The organism is Cupriavidus sp. 8B, from assembly GCF_054589115.1.
In genome coordinates, this window is the sequence record NZ_BAAILO010000431.1 from 1 (window position 1) to 14,015 (window position 14,015).

General features: G+C 68.7%; 15 protein-coding genes. 9 read left to right on the forward strand and 6 right to left on the reverse strand.

What is annotated here, in order from left to right; genetic code table 11:
- The first annotated feature begins 622 nt into the window (after window positions 1-622).
- From pxpB to pcp, 6 genes are all read left to right on the forward strand, one after another.
- Complete coding sequence (gene pxpB / locus ACYP5B_RS40810) at window positions 623-1,273, forward strand: 5-oxoprolinase subunit PxpB (protein WP_267605059.1); 651 nt, start codon at window positions 623-625, stop codon at window positions 1,271-1,273.
- Entirely contained in the window at window positions 1,270-2,292 is a 1,023-nt protein-coding gene (locus ACYP5B_RS40815; RefSeq protein ID WP_459573431.1) for a 5-oxoprolinase subunit C family protein, read from the forward strand. Before pxpB ends, ACYP5B_RS40815 begins: the two co-directional genes overlap by 4 nt.
- 83 nt (window positions 2,293-2,375) lie before the next feature.
- Entirely contained in the window at window positions 2,376-3,116 is a 741-nt protein-coding gene (pxpA, locus tag ACYP5B_RS40820) for a 5-oxoprolinase subunit PxpA (RefSeq protein ID WP_267605061.1), read from the forward strand.
- Window positions 3,117-3,239: 123 nt separating this feature from the next.
- The gene (locus ACYP5B_RS40825) at window positions 3,240-3,977 is read left to right on the forward strand and encodes a DUF969 domain-containing protein (protein ID WP_267605062.1); all 738 of its coding nucleotides are present in this window, start codon (window positions 3,240-3,242) and stop codon (window positions 3,975-3,977) included.
- 3 nt (window positions 3,978-3,980) lie between these two features.
- Entirely contained in the window at window positions 3,981-4,931 is a 951-nt protein-coding gene (locus ACYP5B_RS40830) for a DUF979 domain-containing protein (protein ID WP_459573432.1), read from the forward strand.
- A gap of 70 nt (window positions 4,932-5,001) precedes the next feature.
- Window positions 5,002-5,676, forward strand: coding sequence for a pyroglutamyl-peptidase I (gene pcp / locus ACYP5B_RS40835; protein ID WP_318237661.1), 675 nt, complete (start codon window positions 5,002-5,004; stop codon window positions 5,674-5,676).
- An 8-nt stretch (window positions 5,677-5,684) separates the two neighbouring features.
- Here the strand turns inward: pcp and ACYP5B_RS40840 are convergent, their stop codons facing one another.
- The 5 genes from ACYP5B_RS40840 to ACYP5B_RS40860 form a co-directional block, all read right to left on the reverse strand.
- Window positions 5,685-6,992, reverse strand: coding sequence for a VanZ family protein (locus ACYP5B_RS40840; RefSeq protein WP_400100214.1), 1,308 nt, complete (start codon window positions 6,990-6,992; stop codon window positions 5,685-5,687).
- An 11-nt stretch (window positions 6,993-7,003) separates the two neighbouring features.
- Entirely contained in the window at window positions 7,004-7,654 is a 651-nt protein-coding gene (locus ACYP5B_RS40845; protein ID WP_459573433.1) for an ABC-type transport auxiliary lipoprotein family protein, read from the reverse strand.
- 108 nt (window positions 7,655-7,762) lie between these two features.
- Complete coding sequence (locus ACYP5B_RS40850) at window positions 7,763-8,704, reverse strand: MlaD family protein (RefSeq protein WP_459573434.1); 942 nt, start codon at window positions 8,702-8,704, stop codon at window positions 7,763-7,765.
- Complete coding sequence (locus ACYP5B_RS40855; RefSeq protein ID WP_400100218.1) at window positions 8,701-9,600, reverse strand: ABC transporter ATP-binding protein; 900 nt, start codon at window positions 9,598-9,600, stop codon at window positions 8,701-8,703. The genes ACYP5B_RS40850 and ACYP5B_RS40855 overlap by 4 nt, the downstream gene beginning before the upstream one ends.
- Entirely contained in the window at window positions 9,597-10,718 is a 1,122-nt protein-coding gene (locus ACYP5B_RS40860; RefSeq protein WP_440938345.1) for an MlaE family ABC transporter permease, read from the reverse strand. Before ACYP5B_RS40860 ends, ACYP5B_RS40855 begins: the two co-directional genes overlap by 4 nt.
- Before the next feature lie 149 nt (window positions 10,719-10,867).
- Here ACYP5B_RS40860 and ACYP5B_RS40865 point away from each other — a divergent pair, with 149 nt between their 5' ends.
- The 3 genes from ACYP5B_RS40865 to ACYP5B_RS40875 are packed head-to-tail and all read left to right on the forward strand — an operon-like array spanning window position 10,868 to window position 13,374.
- Window positions 10,868-11,746: a biotin--[acetyl-CoA-carboxylase] ligase gene (locus ACYP5B_RS40865; protein WP_459573435.1), complete on the forward strand. Its 879-nt coding sequence runs from the start codon at window positions 10,868-10,870 to the stop codon at window positions 11,744-11,746.
- Window positions 11,743-12,594: a type III pantothenate kinase gene (locus ACYP5B_RS40870; RefSeq protein WP_459573436.1), complete on the forward strand. Its 852-nt coding sequence runs from the start codon at window positions 11,743-11,745 to the stop codon at window positions 12,592-12,594. The genes ACYP5B_RS40865 and ACYP5B_RS40870 overlap by 4 nt, the downstream gene beginning before the upstream one ends.
- A gap of 57 nt (window positions 12,595-12,651) precedes the next feature.
- Window positions 12,652-13,374, forward strand: coding sequence for an SPOR domain-containing protein (locus ACYP5B_RS40875; protein WP_459573437.1), 723 nt, complete (start codon window positions 12,652-12,654; stop codon window positions 13,372-13,374).
- 18 nt (window positions 13,375-13,392) lie between these two features.
- Here ACYP5B_RS40875 and rfaE2 read toward each other — a convergent pair whose 3' ends face one another.
- A complete protein-coding gene (gene rfaE2, locus ACYP5B_RS40880) occupies window positions 13,393-13,881 on the reverse strand; it encodes a D-glycero-beta-D-manno-heptose 1-phosphate adenylyltransferase (RefSeq protein ID WP_400100226.1) in 489 nt (162 codons plus the stop codon).
- Window positions 13,882-14,015: the final 134 nt, after the last annotated feature.

Consider the following 14,015-nt stretch of genomic DNA (forward strand, 5'->3'; position numbering starts at 1 on the left):
TGCGGCTCTGGCAGTCATGCTAACCCGCGTTTGATTCCTCGCGGCGGGCCAGCCCTCTTTGCCCCAGGGGAGTCATATTGACTAAGCCACCCCTCTTCCCAGCCCTCTCCCCCTGAGGGGAGAGGGAGCGACAGCCGTCGTCATAGCGGCTGCGTTGGCCCATCCATCGGCTCCGTTCAATGCGGTCGGTCAGGAGTCTGGGCAGGTATCCACCGTTTTTTGCCTGCGGCACCTGGCGTTGCATGCACGCCACGGCCTCACATTTTTCCCCGATTTTTTTCTCCCCCGCACTTCGGCGCCGGCGACCCCGCGCGCACCAGAATCGCGCCGGCCACGCGCATCGCGGGAGCCCTCCCTAGCGCTACTGCACCGGATGCAAACGTTGCTTCCCGCGCCTGCACCGGGGTGGTGCGCCAGCGCCATCCCGCATGAAGACGTGGCCCGCAACGCCTAGGGTCAACACCTAGCCACAGCATCTTCTTGTTTGGTTATTATGAATTTATCGATAAATTGTCGATGAAATAGAGATCTCACTCCCGAACCGGTCGCAGCCGGCACCGCGCCTGACTAGTACAGCGCGCCCGCCTACACTGCAAGACAGGTCCCCCCGCTGGTGCCGCCCATGACCCGATGTTCCGTTCACCGCCTCGCCGAGCAAGCACTGCTGTGCAGCGTGCCACCGCCGGCCTCGCTAGATGTACAGCGACGTATCTGGGCCATGGCTCAGCGTGCGGCAGAGTGGCGCGGCGTGGTCGATGCGGTGCCGGGCATGAACAATCTCACCGTGGTGTTCGACCGCGAAGCCGATCCCGAAGCGCTGGAACGCAACCTGAAGCTCGCCTGGGCTTCAGGCGAAGCGCGTGCCGCCACCGGCAAGCTGGTCGAGATCCCGGTGCGCTACGGCGGCGAGCATGGCCCCGACCTGGCCGAAGTCGCGGCGCATACCGGCCTCACAGCGCAGGAAGTGGTACGCCGCCACAGCGCGGGCGAGTACGTCGTCTACTTCCTCGGCTTCCAGCCTGGCTTTGCCTATATGGGCGGCCTGGACCCGGCGCTGGCCACGCCGCGCCGGCGCGAGCCCCGGCTGTCCGTGCCCGCCGGCTCGGTCGGCATCGGCGGTGAGCAGACCGGCATCTACCCGGCTGCCGCGCCCGGCGGCTGGCAATTGATCGGGCACACCGCCAGCCAACTCTTCCTGGCCGATCGCGATCCGCCCTCCCTGTTTGCGCCCGGGGATACCGTGCGCTTTGTCGTCGAGGCGCTGCTGCCATGATCGAAATCACCCGACCCGGCGCACTCGCCTCGGTCCAGGACCATGGCCGTCCCGGCTTTCGCCGCTTTGGCGTGGGCACCGCAGGCGCGCTCGACACCGTCGCGCTCACCATCGGCAACCGCCTGCTCGGCAATCCGGCGGGAGCTGCCGCCATCGAATTCACGCTGGGCCGCGCCGCCGTGCGCTTCCATGCCGACATGCGCGTCGCGCTGACCGGCGCCGAATGCAGGGCCAACCTGGACGGCGTGCCGGTGTGGTCGTGGCATGCCTTCGACGTGCGCCGCGGCGAAACGCTGACGCTGTCGGCGGCGCAGGGCGGCACCCGTACCTATCTGAGCGTGGCGGGCGGCATCAAAGTGGAGCCGGTGATGGGCTCGCGCAGCACCGACCTCAAGGCCGGCTTTGGCGGCCTCGGTGGCCGCGCGCTGCGTGAAGGCGACCGCCTCGACGCGGGCCGGCCCGGCGTGGCCGAGGACAGCGACTGGCTGGGCGTGCAGGCGCCGGCCTGGGCGCTGCCGGTGAAAAAGCTCGGCGACGCGATGCCGATCCGCATGTTGCCCGCCATCGAATACGAGGATTTCGATGCCGCCGCGCGCGAAGCGCTGTGGCAGTCCGACTGGATCGTCACGCCCAACAGCAACCGCATGGGCTTGCGCCTGCAAGGCCCGGCCCTTGCGCGCCAGCCCGAGCGCGCCGCCGACCTGCTCTCGCACGGCGTGCTGCCGGGCGTGGTGCAGGTGCCGCCGGCCGGCCAGCCCATCGTGCTGATGGCCGATGCGCAGACCACCGGCGGCTATCCCAAGATCGGCGTGGTGATCGGCGCCGACCTGTGGCGGCTGGCGCAGGTGCCACTCGGCGCACCGGTGCGCTTCGTGCGCGTCACGCTGGACGAGGCCGCCGCCGCGCAGGCCGAGCTGGATCGCTACCTGCAGCAACTGGACCAGGCGCTGCAGTGGCAGGGCAACGGCATGGCGATCGCCTCGCGGCGGCGCACGCGTACCCGCGCGGCCGTGGCCTGAGCGGCCACACGAGCAACGGCAGCAACCCCCAAAGCAACCCCCAAACCTCAACACAAGCCGCAAGACCGGTGAGGAGCAATGCAATGCATATCGACCTGAACGCCGACCTCGGCGAAGGCTGCGGCAACGACCGCGAATTGCTGGGGCTGATCAGCTCCGCCAACGTGGCCTGCGGCTGGCACGCCGGCGACGCCGCCACCATGCTGCAAACCGTGAAGTGGGCGCTGGAGCGGGGCGTCGCCATCGGCGCGCATCCGAGCTATCCCGACCGCGAGAACTTTGGCCGCACCGAGATGCAGCTGGATCCCGAGGTGGTGTACGCGAACACGCTCTACCAGATCGGCGCGCTGGCGGCGCTGGTGCGCGCGCAAGGCGGGCAACTGGCTCACGTGAAGGCGCACGGCGCGCTCTACAACCAGGCCGCCAAGGATCCCAAGCTGGCCGACGCCATCGTGCGCGCGGTGCGCGACTTCGACTCCGACCTGGTCTTCTTCGGCCTGGCCGGCAGCGTCATGGTGAAGGTGGCGCGCGAAGCCGGGCTCAAGGTGAAGGAGGAAGTCTTTGCCGACCGTGGCTACAACCCCGACGGCTCGCTGGTCAAGCGCGGCACGCCCGGGGCGCTGCACGAGGACGAGGACGTGGCCTTGGGCCAGACGCTGCAGATGGTGCGCGAGCAGCGCGTGCGCGCCATCGACGGCACCTATGTACCGATTCGCGCCGAAACCGTGTGTCTGCACGGCGACGGCGCACACGCGCTTGCCTTTGCGCGCCGCATCCGCGAGCGGCTCGGCGCCGAAGGCATCGCAATCCGCGCCGGAGTCTGAGGGGCACGCCACACCTAACGCACGCGCCCCCGAGCATCCGGCTTTCACTGTGCCCCGCGCGACGTCGAGCAGCATGAGGCGACGCAGGGCACTCGCCTCCATCACACTCTATTGGTGTCTCTCATGGAACAGGCAGTCAACCTCTGGCCCCTAGTTGGGGTCGGCATCATCATCCTCGGCTTCGTGTTGCGCTTCAATCCCATGATGGTGGTGGCGCTTGCCGCCATCGCCACCGGGCTGGCGGCAGCCATGCCGGTCATGCAGATCTTCACGGCGATCGGCACCGCCTTCGTCAAGACGCGCAACCTGCCGCTGATCATCCTGCTGCCGCTGGCGGTGATCGGCCTGCTCGAGCGCCACGGGCTGCGCGAGCATGCGCAGGCGTGGATCTCGCGCATCGCGTCGGCCACCGTCGGGCGCCTGCTGATCGTCTACCTCGGCGTGCGCGAACTCACCGCCGCGGTGGGCCTGACCAGCCTCGGCGGCCATCCGCAGATGGTGCGTCCGCTGCTGGCCCCGATGGCCGAAGGCGCGGCCGAGACCCGCTTCGGCAAGCTGCCCGAGCCGATCCGCCAGCGCGTGCTGGCCTTCTGCGCGGCCACCGACAACGTCGGCCTGTTCTTCGGCGAAGACATCTTCGTGGCCTTCGGCGCCATCGCGCTGATGCACACCTTCTTGCTATCGTCCAACATCGACGTGGAACCGCTGCATATCGCCGTGTGGGGCATCCCCACCGCGATCTGCGCCTTCCTGATCCACGCCGTGCGCCTCAAGCGCCTGGACATGTGGCTGGAACGCGAAATGCGCGGCAAGTCTGCCGCAACGCCCGGCGCTGCCGCCACGGCCAAGAGCGGGGAGTAAGCCATGATCATTTCCATCGACTATCTCTACTGGCTCGCCGGCCTGGTGCTGGCCATCACCGCGTTGATGACCTTCGCCGACCGCGACCATCCGCGCCGCCTCAGCACGGGTTTGTTCTGGGCGCTGTACGCGCTGGTTTTCCTGATCGGCGACAAGCTGCCGCCGGCCATCGTCGGCATCGGCGCCGTGGTGATGGCGCTGGTCGCGGGCTTTGGCGGCGTTGGCCACGGCAAGCACGGCACGCTGCCCGAGGCTGAGCGCCGCGCTTCGGCCAAGCGGCTTGGCAACAAGCTGTTTATCCCGGCGTTGCTGATTCCGCTGGTGACCGTGATCGGCACGCTGCTGTTCAAGGACGTGAAGGTCGCCGGCCTGGCGCTGCTCGATCCCAAGAACGTCACCTTCGTTTCGCTGGGCATCGGTTGCCTGGTTGCGCTGGGCGTGGCGTGCTGGCTCACCCGCGACACGGTGGTGCAGGGCGTGCGCGAATCGCGCCGGCTGACCGAGTCGCTCGGCTGGGCGCTGGTGCTGCCGCAGATGCTGGCCATGCTCGGCCTGGTTTTCGCCGATGCCGGCGTGGGCAAGGCGGTGGCGCACCTGACCACGGCCTATATCAACATGGACTACAAGCTCGTGGCCGTGGTGGTGTACTGCGTGGGCATGGCGCTCTTTACCGTGATCATGGGCAACGGCTTTGCCGCCTTCCCGGTGATGACCGGCGGCATTGGCGTGCCCATCCTCGTGAACATGTTCCACGGCAACCCGGCGGTGATGGCGGCTATCGGCATGTTCTCCGGCTACTGCGGCACGCTGATGACGCCGATGGCGGCCAACTTCAACATCGTGCCGGCCGCGCTGCTGGAACTCGACGACAAGAACGCCGTGATCCGGACGCAGGTGCCAACCGCGCTGATGATCCTGGTGGCCAATATCGTGCTGCTGTATTTCCTGATGTAAGCGCTAGTATCAATCGTTGGTCATGGCTCCGCACCCGGGCAACCCGGGCCGCGGGCCGGGAGTTCCTGCCATGCGTACCGTGCTGCTGACCGGCTTCGAGCCGTTCGAGAGCGAATCCATCAATCCATCCTGGGAGGTCGTGCGCGCGCTCGACGGCGAGCGCATCGGCGGCACGCCCGATGGCGCCGACGCGGCCGTGATCGTCGCGCGCCAGTTGCCATGCGTGTTCGGCGCGGCCAACGACGCCATGGCGGACCTGCTCGATGCGCTGCAGCCCGTGCTGGTGATCGCGGTGGGGCTGGCGGGCGGGCGTCCGGAGATGTCGGTGGAGCGCGTGGCGATCAACGTGGACGACGCGCGCATTGCCGACAACGCCGGCGCGCAGCCCATCGATGCCCGCATTGCCGAGTACGGACCCGCGGCATATTTTTCCAGCCTGCCGATCAAGGCCATCGTGCGCCGCATGCGCACGGCCGGCGTGCCGGCCTCGGTGTCGCAGACCGCCGGCACCTTCGTCTGCAACCACGTGTTCTACGGCCTGATGCACTTGCTGGCGACACAGAGCGTACCTGCGGGGGTGCGGGGCGGCTTCATCCACATTCCCTATCTGCCGGAGCAGGCCGTGCGGCATCCGGGCCAGCCCAGCCTGGCGCTGGCCACGATGATCGACGGTATCCGCTGCGCAGTGGAGACCGCGCTGTCGACGCAGGACGATATCCGCGAGCAGGGCGGCCAGACGCACTGAGGCGCCGTTCAGGCGCCTGGCGGCGGGGCATCCTCGCGATGGTTGCCATCGCCATGGCCATCGCCGCCATCGCCGCCATCGCCGCCGACGTCGCCATCGGTTGCGCGAGCCGCCGCCAGCCGCTTCGCCTTGCGCCGCGCGCGCCGCACGCTGCGGCGATCCAGCTGGAATTGCTCGAAGCGCCAGATCAGGTAGAACAGCGCCACGAACGGCCACATCCACCCCAGCCATTGCGACAGGCTGTTGAAGTGGATGAAGCGGCCTAGGCGCCAGCCTTGCTCCGAGATCCAGGAATACGGATTGGCGGGCAGCAGGTTGGACAGCATCACCAGCAGCATCAGCGTGGCGAGCGCCAGCGCGCCGCGCAGCCAGCGCGGCAGCCGCAGCAGCAAAACCAGCGCCAGCGAGCCCGTGAGCAGGGCAAAGCGGCCGCCTTCGGACAGCCAGTTGAAGGCGTTGTCGTCCGGGAACTGCATCTCGGCCACCACCGCCTTGAGCAGCAGCGCGCTGGCCAGCAAGGCCGCCAGGATGCGCAGCATCGGCGCCTGCCTGCGCATGGCGATCGAGGCGAACAGCCCGGTGCCCACCCAGCCGCATCCGGTAACGAGTGACTCCAGCAATTGCTGCCCTTGCACGTCTTCCGGCCGCAACAGGCTGATGTTTTCAATCAGGTCGGGCAGCCCCGGGAATACGCCTTGCAACCACTGCACGGGCCAGGAGTCGGGGTCGGTCAGCCACTCGCGCACGATCGCGCCCATGCCGAACAGGTGATCCTGCGGGAAGATCTGCGCGAACGGCCACAGCAGGATCAGGATGATGGCAAAGCTGGCGTGCGGCTCGAACCACGCCATGCGCAACTGGCGCAGCGAGCCGCGATCGATCAGCGCGGCCGAGAAGGGCGCCACCGCGGCGGCGCCCAGCAGAGCACCCAGCGCATTGGTCATCAGGTCGATATTGGACGAGACGCGGTTGGGCAGCCAGGTCTGCAGCGCTTCCATGGTGCCCGACAGCAGCGTGCCCGCCACCAGCGCCAGCAGCACGGCGCGCACGCCGGAGATGCGCGGGTGCAGGGACAGCACCACCAGCGCGCCAAGCGGGCAGTAGCCCAGCACATTGGTGATGAGATCGAACCCGGTCAGGTAGCGGGGCTTGGGCGCGGTGAGGAAGGCCAGCGCAGAGATGCCGTTGTCGGTCCAGCCCGTGAACGGGTACAGGCTGCCATAGACCACCAGCAGGGTAAAGCAAAGCAGCCCCACCCGCGCCAGCGGCGAATGGCGCGGCGGTGGCGGGACGAGCGGCGCGGGAGCCAATGCCATGCGCGACCCGCTTACTGCAGCGGCAGCGTAGCCACCCAGTCCAGGATCGCCGCAATGGCGGCATCGCTGCCGGTGGCCAGTGCCCTGACGCCGCCGGCGCCGTCGGCCGTGGCGGCGGGCTGCGCCACCACGAAGGTCTTCTGCCCGATCAGCCCGTTGCGAAACACCGTGGCACGCACCCGGATCACGCCGCGGCTGGCGCTGGCGCTATCGAACACCTGCTCGAACTCCAGCACGTCGATCTTGAGCGCCGGCGCGGCGGTGTCGCCGAACCAGGTCAGTGCGCCGCGCGAGGCCACGGCTTCGCGCAGGCGGTCGTCGAACAGGCGCACCGGCGACATCACCCAGCGCTGCGTGGCATAGGGCTGCAGGCGTTCCGCCTGGGCGTAGTGCAGGCGGTAGTAGAGCGCGTTGCCGTCCAGCCAGGTGGGGCCGTCGGTCTGCGCCACGCGCATCTTGGGCAGGTGCACGGCGTCGGGCGCTGCGCCGGCGGGCGGGCCGAGGTCATAGGTGACGGTGGGCGTGGAAGGCGTCAGGGCGCAGCCGCCCAGCAGCAGGCAGGCCAGCGCGACGCCGGCGGCCAGCCGGCGCGGCAGGGCGAAGGTGCCGACGGTGCCGGCGGTGCCGGTCACGTCCGGCCGATCTTGGGCATTGCGCATCATGGTTTGCCTTGGTTTGCTCGAAGGGTTCGCCGCGCCCGCCTGGCGAGCCAGGCATGGCGCGAGCGCGGCGAGTGCGTGCGTGCGCGGCATCACGGCGTGCACTGCGTGTCAGCGAGCCTGGAAGCCAGGTTCGCCCGGGCCCGGCATGGCGGCGGGGCCGCCAAACAGCACGCTGCGCGGGCTGTCGTTGAACTGGCTGGCGGCGCGGTCGATGCTGCGCACGGTCTGGCGCGCATCGCGCGCGAGTCCGTTGATCTGCGGCAGCGTGTCTTGCGAGACGCCACCGGCGGCCGACTGTACGGAATCGGCGGCGCCTTGCAGGTCGCGCCCGACGCGGTCGACGGTGCGCATCACGGTGCCGTCCGGGCTTGCCAGTTCCTGGGTGAGGCGCCGCGTGGAGGCCAGTGTGGCGTTCAGGTTTTCGGTCACCTGCGGCAATTGGCGCACGGCCGGCGCGATCGAGCTGGCCAGTTGCGAGTAGTCGTCGGCGGTCTTGTGCACCGAGCGGATCGCCTCCATCAGGTCGCGCCGGTTGTCGGTCTGGAACATATCAGTGAGCGAGCCCATGATCGTCTCCAGTTGCGAGAGCAAGGTGTCACCGCGCTTTTCCAGCTCTTCGAAGAAGCCGGCCCGCATGATGATGCGCGCCACCGACTTGGAGGAGGTGGCCAGGTGCGGCGACGGCGTGCCGCCTTCCTGCGCGGTGGTGTCGTCGAGCTGCACGTAGCCGATCCCGGTCACGCCCTGGAAGCCGAGCGTGGCATAGGTGGTATGGGTGATCGGAGTGTCCTGGTTGACGCTGATGCGCACGATGATCTGGCCCGGCACGGTGGGATCGAAGCGGATCGACACCACCTTGCCCACCTCCAGGCCGCGGTACTTGACGTCGGCCTGCGGTCCCAGCCCGTTGACGGTGGAGCGGGTGATCAGGTCATACGGCACGCGCACCGCGTGGTCGCTGCTGAACCAGAAGATCGAGAACAGCACCAGGATGGCGAGTCCGATCGTAAACACGCCGGCCAGGAAGGCGTTTGACTTGTTTTCCATCATGCTTCTCCAGATTGCGGGCCTGCGGGTGTTGCCGCATGCGTTGCCGCGCGTGTAGCGTCCGGCAAGGCCGGGAGCGCCTGCATGGCGCGCTGCCCGCGCTCGCCCAGGAAATACTCGTGGATGAACGGGTGATCGATATGCACCAGTTCCCGGATCGGCAGCGCGGCTAATACCTTGTGGTCCGCCAGCACCGCGACGCGATCCGACAGCGCCACCAGGGTGTCGAGGTCGTGGGTCACCATCACCACGGTCAGGCCCAGCTCGCGGCGTAGTTCGCGGATCAGCGCCACGTAGTCGTCCGAGGCCATCGGGTCCAGCCCGGCGGTGGGCTCGTCCAGGAACACCAGCTCGGGCTCCAGGGCCAGGGCTCGCGCCAGCGCCACGCGCTTGATCATGCCGCCGGACAGGTCGGACGGCATCTTGTCCGCGTCCCGCGCCGACAGCCCCACCAGTTGCAGCTTGAGCAGCGACGCCGCGCAGATGAGATCGTCGGGCAGGGTGCGAAGTTCACGCAGCGGCAGCGCGATGTTGTCGATCACAGACAGCGCGGAAAACAGCGCGCCGCGCTGGAACTGCAGGCCCCAGCGGTTGCGCAGGGCTTGCAGCCGCGCCGTGTCGAGCTCGGTCAGGTCCTCGCCGAACACACGGATGGTGCCCGAGGTGGGCCGCTCCAGCCCCACGATCTGGCGCAGCAGCACGGTCTTGCCGCTGCCCGAGCCGCCCACGATGGACAGCACTTCGCCCCGGTACACGTCGAGGTTGAGGTGGTCGTGCACCACCGCCTCGCCAAAGCGCTTGACCAGGTCGCGCACCTCGATCACGGTGGTGCGCGGGGCGTGCTGCACGGCGCCGGCGGGAGGCGCGTCGGTGGCGGTGGCAGGAGCGAAGTTGGTCATAAGCCGATGTCCTTGAACAGGATGGCGAAGATGGCATCGGCCACGATCACCACGGTGATCGAGGTCACCACCGAGGCGGTGGTGCCTTCGCCCAGGCTGCGCGTGTTGGGCTCGATGCGCAAGCCGAAGTGGCAGGCGGTGAGCGCGATCAGGATGCCGAACACCACGCCCTTGCCCAGCCCCATCCACAGGTTGGCCACCGGCACCGCATCGGGCAGCGTGCGCAGGAAGAAAGCCACGCTGATGTCCAGCTGGAAGTGGGCGGCCAGCATGCCGCCGGTCAGCGCCAGCACGTCGGTCCACGCCACCAGCAGCGGCATGGCGATGGCCAGCGCGATCACGCGCGGCATGATCAGCCGGAAGCCGTGCGAGATGCCCATCACGCGCATCGCGTCGAGCTCCTCGGTGACCCGCATCACGCCGATCTGCGCGGTGATGGCCGAACCCGAGCGCCCGGCGATCAGGATGGCCGCCAGCACCGGGCCCAGCTCGCGGATCACCGCCATGCCGAGGATGTTGACGATAAAGATGCTCGCGCCGAAGGTGCGCAGCTGGTTGGCCGACAGGTACGACAGCACGATGCCGATCAAAAAGCCGACCAGCGCCGTGATGCCGAGTGCCTTGTAGCCGACGTTGTAGATATTGGCGGAGATCTCGCGCCAGGGGCCGCGCTGCGGCGCGCGCGCCAGGCGCAGCAGGTCGAAGGCCAGCTGGCCCAGCATGGTCACGCCATTGCCGAGCTGCGCGAACATCGACAGGATCGAGGCGCCGAACAGGGTCACCGGATTGAACCGGTCCACCATATGCTTTTTCCAGTTCTCGCGGCGCAGCCCGGCGATACGGGTAAAGACGCGGCGCTGGGCTTCATTGGCTTCCAGCTTCTCGGGCAGCTTGCCGCCCCAGGCCTGCCACATCAGCTGCGCGCCGATGTGATCGAGCCGGGCGAGGCGCGCCAGCGACCAGTGCGCGTGCGCGTCGATCTTGTGCAGCTCGTTGCGCAGTGCGCGCGCACGGTGGCAATCGGAGAGCGCAAGCGCTGTCCAGTCGCCGCGCAGTTGCACGGTTTGCGCTCCTTCCGCGCGCGTCACTTCTATGGCTGGCGTGGTTGGGCTTTCCAAAGGAGGGGGAGAAGTGATGGGCAAGTCCCGATTCTATGCCACCCGCGGCGTCAGCGGGCGTCCGGAGCGCCTCGGCCTGGGATTCACACGGCTACAATGCGTAGCTGCCTATCTGCCTATACCCTTTGTGTTGTCCATAGTCGAAACGCATGTCCGCTGACAAATCCTTGCCCACGCCAGATCCGCTCCCTGCGGCCGCCGCTCCCGCGCAAGCCTGGCCCATCGACACCGACCGCCTGCGCGCCGCGCTCACCGGCGCCGCGCGCGGCTGGGCCCTCGACGTGGTCGACGAGACCGGTTCCACCAACGCCGACCTGACGCTGGCCGCCCGCACCGCGCCGTGGGCCGAGTCCGCCGCGCTGCGCCTGGCCTACCGGCAGACCGCCGGGCGTGGACGCCAGGGGCGTCCCTGGCAAGGCCAGGCCGGGCTGACGTTCTCGGTGGCGCTGCCCTTGCCGCTGGCGCCCTCGCAGTTGAGCGGGCTGAGCCTGGCGGTAGGGCTGGCGCTGGCCGAGGCGCTGGGCGACTGCGACGCGCGCCTTGGCGCCGCCATTGGCCTGAAATGGCCCAACGACCTGCAGATCGACGGCCGCAAGCTGGCCGGCATCCTGATCGAGTCGGTGCCGGCCGGCCCGCAGCGGGTCTGGGCGGTGGTCGGCATTGGCCTGAACCTGGTGCGCGATGCGCAGATGGAAGCCGCGCTCGGGCGCAGCCTGGCCGGCGTGACCGAATTCCTGCCAGACTGCGACCCCACCACGCTGCTGGCTGCGGTGCTGAACCGGCTGGCGGTGATGCGCGAGGATTTCCTGGCGCAGGGCTTTGCGCCGATGGCGCCCCGCTGGTCCGCACGCGATGCCTTTCGCGATCAGCCTGTGCGCCTGCTGCACGATGGCCGCGTGCAGGCCGAAGGTCTGGCGCGCGGCGTGGACGGCGACGGCCACCTGCTGCTGGAAACGCCCTCGGGCCTGGAGCGCATTGCCAGCGGCGAAGTGTCGCTGCGCCCGGCGGACGACGGAGCGGACGCATGAGCGGCGCCAGCGCCGGCATGCCGCGTGTGCCGCAACTGCTGATCGATATCGGCAACACCCGCCTGAAATGGGCCTGGTGCGACGATGCCTGGTCCGGCGCGGTGCTGCACGGGGCCCCGTTGCCCACACCCTGGCAGCACGGCGGCGCGGTCGCCCATGGCGAACTGGGCACGTTGGTGGCGCAATGGGCGTCGCTGCGCGCGGCCCACGCCAGTGGCGCGCAGCCCATGGTGTGGGTCAGCAACGTGGCCGGCGCAGCCATCGCCGCCGGCCTGCAAGCCGCGCTCGACAGCGGGTTCGGCCCCGGCGTCGGTGTGAACTGGGTACGCTCGGGCCCGCGCTTCGGCGGCCTCGTCAACGGCTACCGCGAGCCCGCGCAGCTCGGCGTGGACCGCTGGATCGGCAGCATCGGCGCGCGCTGTTACCGCCCCGAAGGCGCGCTGCTGATTGTCACCGCCGGCACCGCCACCACGCTCGACGTGGTGAGCGCGCAGGACCGTTTCGAAGGGGGTTTGATCCTGCCCGGGCTGGACCTGATGCTGGGCGCGCTCGCGCGCAACACTGCGCAATTGCCGTCCCTGGAAGTGAGCGATGCCGGGCTGGCCACGCCCTGGGCCGACAACACCCGCGACGCCATCGCCGCCGGCTGCCTGGCGGCGCAAGCTGGTGCCGTGGAGCACACTTGGCGCGCGCTGTGCGAGCGCGGGCCGGTCCGCTGCCTGCTCTCCGGCGGCGCCCGCCATGTGCTGGCAAACGCGCTCTCCATGCCGATCGAGCAGCACGATAATCTCGTGCTGCTCGGCCTCTATGTGATGGCCTCGCAAAGCCCGGTCGGCACAGCGGGCTGAGCCGCCTCACACCCCATCGCCGTCTTCACCCGTCGCCCCACCCCTGCATCGCCCCCAATGTTCCAACGAAGCCTCTTCATCCTGCTGGTCCCGGTCAACGCGCTGCTGCTCGCTGCCGTGCTGGGCGCGTTCGGCCCACAGCCGCTGGCCGGCTGGATGGAAAGCGCGCGCGAGCCCGAACGCGCTGCCCAGCAGACGCGTGCCGAGCGCTTCCGCCAGATGCCGCAGGCTAGCGGCAAGCGCCCGGCATCCACGCCCGCCGCTGCGGCCGCCACAACCACTGCCGCTACCCCAGCCGCTACCCCAGCCGCCGCGCCAGCCATGGCTTGTGTCGAGATCGGTGGCTTCAACGGGGAGCTGGTGCGCAAGGTGGCTGATGAGCTGGCTGGCGCACCGCACGGCGCCTGGCGCGTGGAACAGTTCGAGCGGCAGGAGCAGGCGCGCTGGTGGGTCCACCTGCCGCCGCAGGCCTCGCGCGAGAACCTGCAGCGCAAGCTCGGCGAGTTGCGCCGGCGCAATATCACCGATGTGTCGGTGGTCAGCGCCGGCTCGCCGGAAACCTATACGGTGTCGCTGGGCTTGTTCCAGGAGCGCGAGCATGCCGAGCATTTCCTCGACAACCTGCGCGAGCACGGCGTGCGCACCGCGGTGCTGACCGATACGCCGCATCCGCTGACGCGCCAGTGGCTGCGCGTGCGCAACGCCGACGCGGCACTGCGCACGCGGCTGGACGAGATGCGCCAGCGCTATGGCGCGCAGGACTTGCTGACCTGCAGCTGAGCGCGCCTTGGCCGCCTTTCAGGCGCCCTGGCGCACCTTGGACAGCAGCTTGGTGGTGGAACGGTCGTGCAGGAACGCGATGGCATGCGCCTGGCCGCCCCAGCTGCGCACCAGGCGGGTTTCTTCCAGCGTATCGATGTCGTAGTCGCCGCCCTTGACGTAGATGTCCGGGCGCACCAGCCGGATCAGCTCGACCGGCGTTTTCTCGCGGAACATCACTACCAGGTCCACCGAGGCCAGCGCTGCGATCAGTGCCATGCGATCCGATTCGTGGTTCAGGGGGCGGTCGTCGCCCTTGCCGAGCATGCGCACTGACGCGTCGCTGTTCACGCCCACTACCAGGCTGGCGCCCAGGGACTTGGCTTGTGCCAGGTAGGTGGCGTGGCCGCGGTGGAGGATGTCGAAGACGCCGTTAGTGAAGACCAATGGGCGCGGGAGGGTGGCTAGTTTTTCTGCTAGCGCGGCTGGGGTGTCGGGAGGGACCAGTTTGGATTCAAAGGTGGGCATGGTGGGAGGGAAAGGCGTTGTGTTTGGGCGGCGGTGGGTACTGCGATTGTGTTCGGGTGGGGGCTGAACTTCAACTGCAACGGCTTAACTGCCACGTCAAGGTCAAAAGCTTAAAGTCAAAGGCAGTTTCACCT

What these genes read in the sequence shown, in the direction of transcription:
- pxpB (WP_267605059.1), top strand. Translation starts at nt 623, where the DNA reads ATGACCCGATGTTCCGTTCACCGCCTCGCCGAGCAAGCACTGCTGTGC.
- ACYP5B_RS40815 (WP_459573431.1), top strand. Translation starts at nt 1,270, where the DNA reads ATGATCGAAATCACCCGACCCGGCGCACTCGCCTCGGTCCAGGACCAT.
- pxpA (WP_267605061.1), top strand. Translation starts at nt 2,376, where the DNA reads ATGCATATCGACCTGAACGCCGACCTCGGCGAAGGCTGCGGCAACGAC.
- ACYP5B_RS40825 (WP_267605062.1), top strand. Translation starts at nt 3,240, where the DNA reads ATGGAACAGGCAGTCAACCTCTGGCCCCTAGTTGGGGTCGGCATCATC.
- ACYP5B_RS40830 (WP_459573432.1), top strand. Translation starts at nt 3,981, where the DNA reads ATGATCATTTCCATCGACTATCTCTACTGGCTCGCCGGCCTGGTGCTG.
- pcp (WP_318237661.1), top strand. Translation starts at nt 5,002, where the DNA reads ATGCGTACCGTGCTGCTGACCGGCTTCGAGCCGTTCGAGAGCGAATCC.
- ACYP5B_RS40840 (WP_400100214.1), bottom strand. Translation starts at nt 6,992, where the DNA reads ATGGCATTGGCTCCCGCGCCGCTCGTCCCGCCACCGCCGCGCCATTCG.
- ACYP5B_RS40845 (WP_459573433.1), bottom strand. Translation starts at nt 7,654, where the DNA reads ATGATGCGCAATGCCCAAGATCGGCCGGACGTGACCGGCACCGCCGGC.
- ACYP5B_RS40850 (WP_459573434.1), bottom strand. Translation starts at nt 8,704, where the DNA reads ATGATGGAAAACAAGTCAAACGCCTTCCTGGCCGGCGTGTTTACGATC.
- ACYP5B_RS40855 (WP_400100218.1), bottom strand. Translation starts at nt 9,600, where the DNA reads ATGACCAACTTCGCTCCTGCCACCGCCACCGACGCGCCTCCCGCCGGC.
- ACYP5B_RS40865 (WP_459573435.1), top strand. Translation starts at nt 10,868, where the DNA reads ATGTCCGCTGACAAATCCTTGCCCACGCCAGATCCGCTCCCTGCGGCC.
- ACYP5B_RS40870 (WP_459573436.1), top strand. Translation starts at nt 11,743, where the DNA reads ATGAGCGGCGCCAGCGCCGGCATGCCGCGTGTGCCGCAACTGCTGATC.
- ACYP5B_RS40875 (WP_459573437.1), top strand. Translation starts at nt 12,652, where the DNA reads ATGTTCCAACGAAGCCTCTTCATCCTGCTGGTCCCGGTCAACGCGCTG.
- rfaE2 (WP_400100226.1), bottom strand. Translation starts at nt 13,881, where the DNA reads ATGCCCACCTTTGAATCCAAACTGGTCCCTCCCGACACCCCAGCCGCG.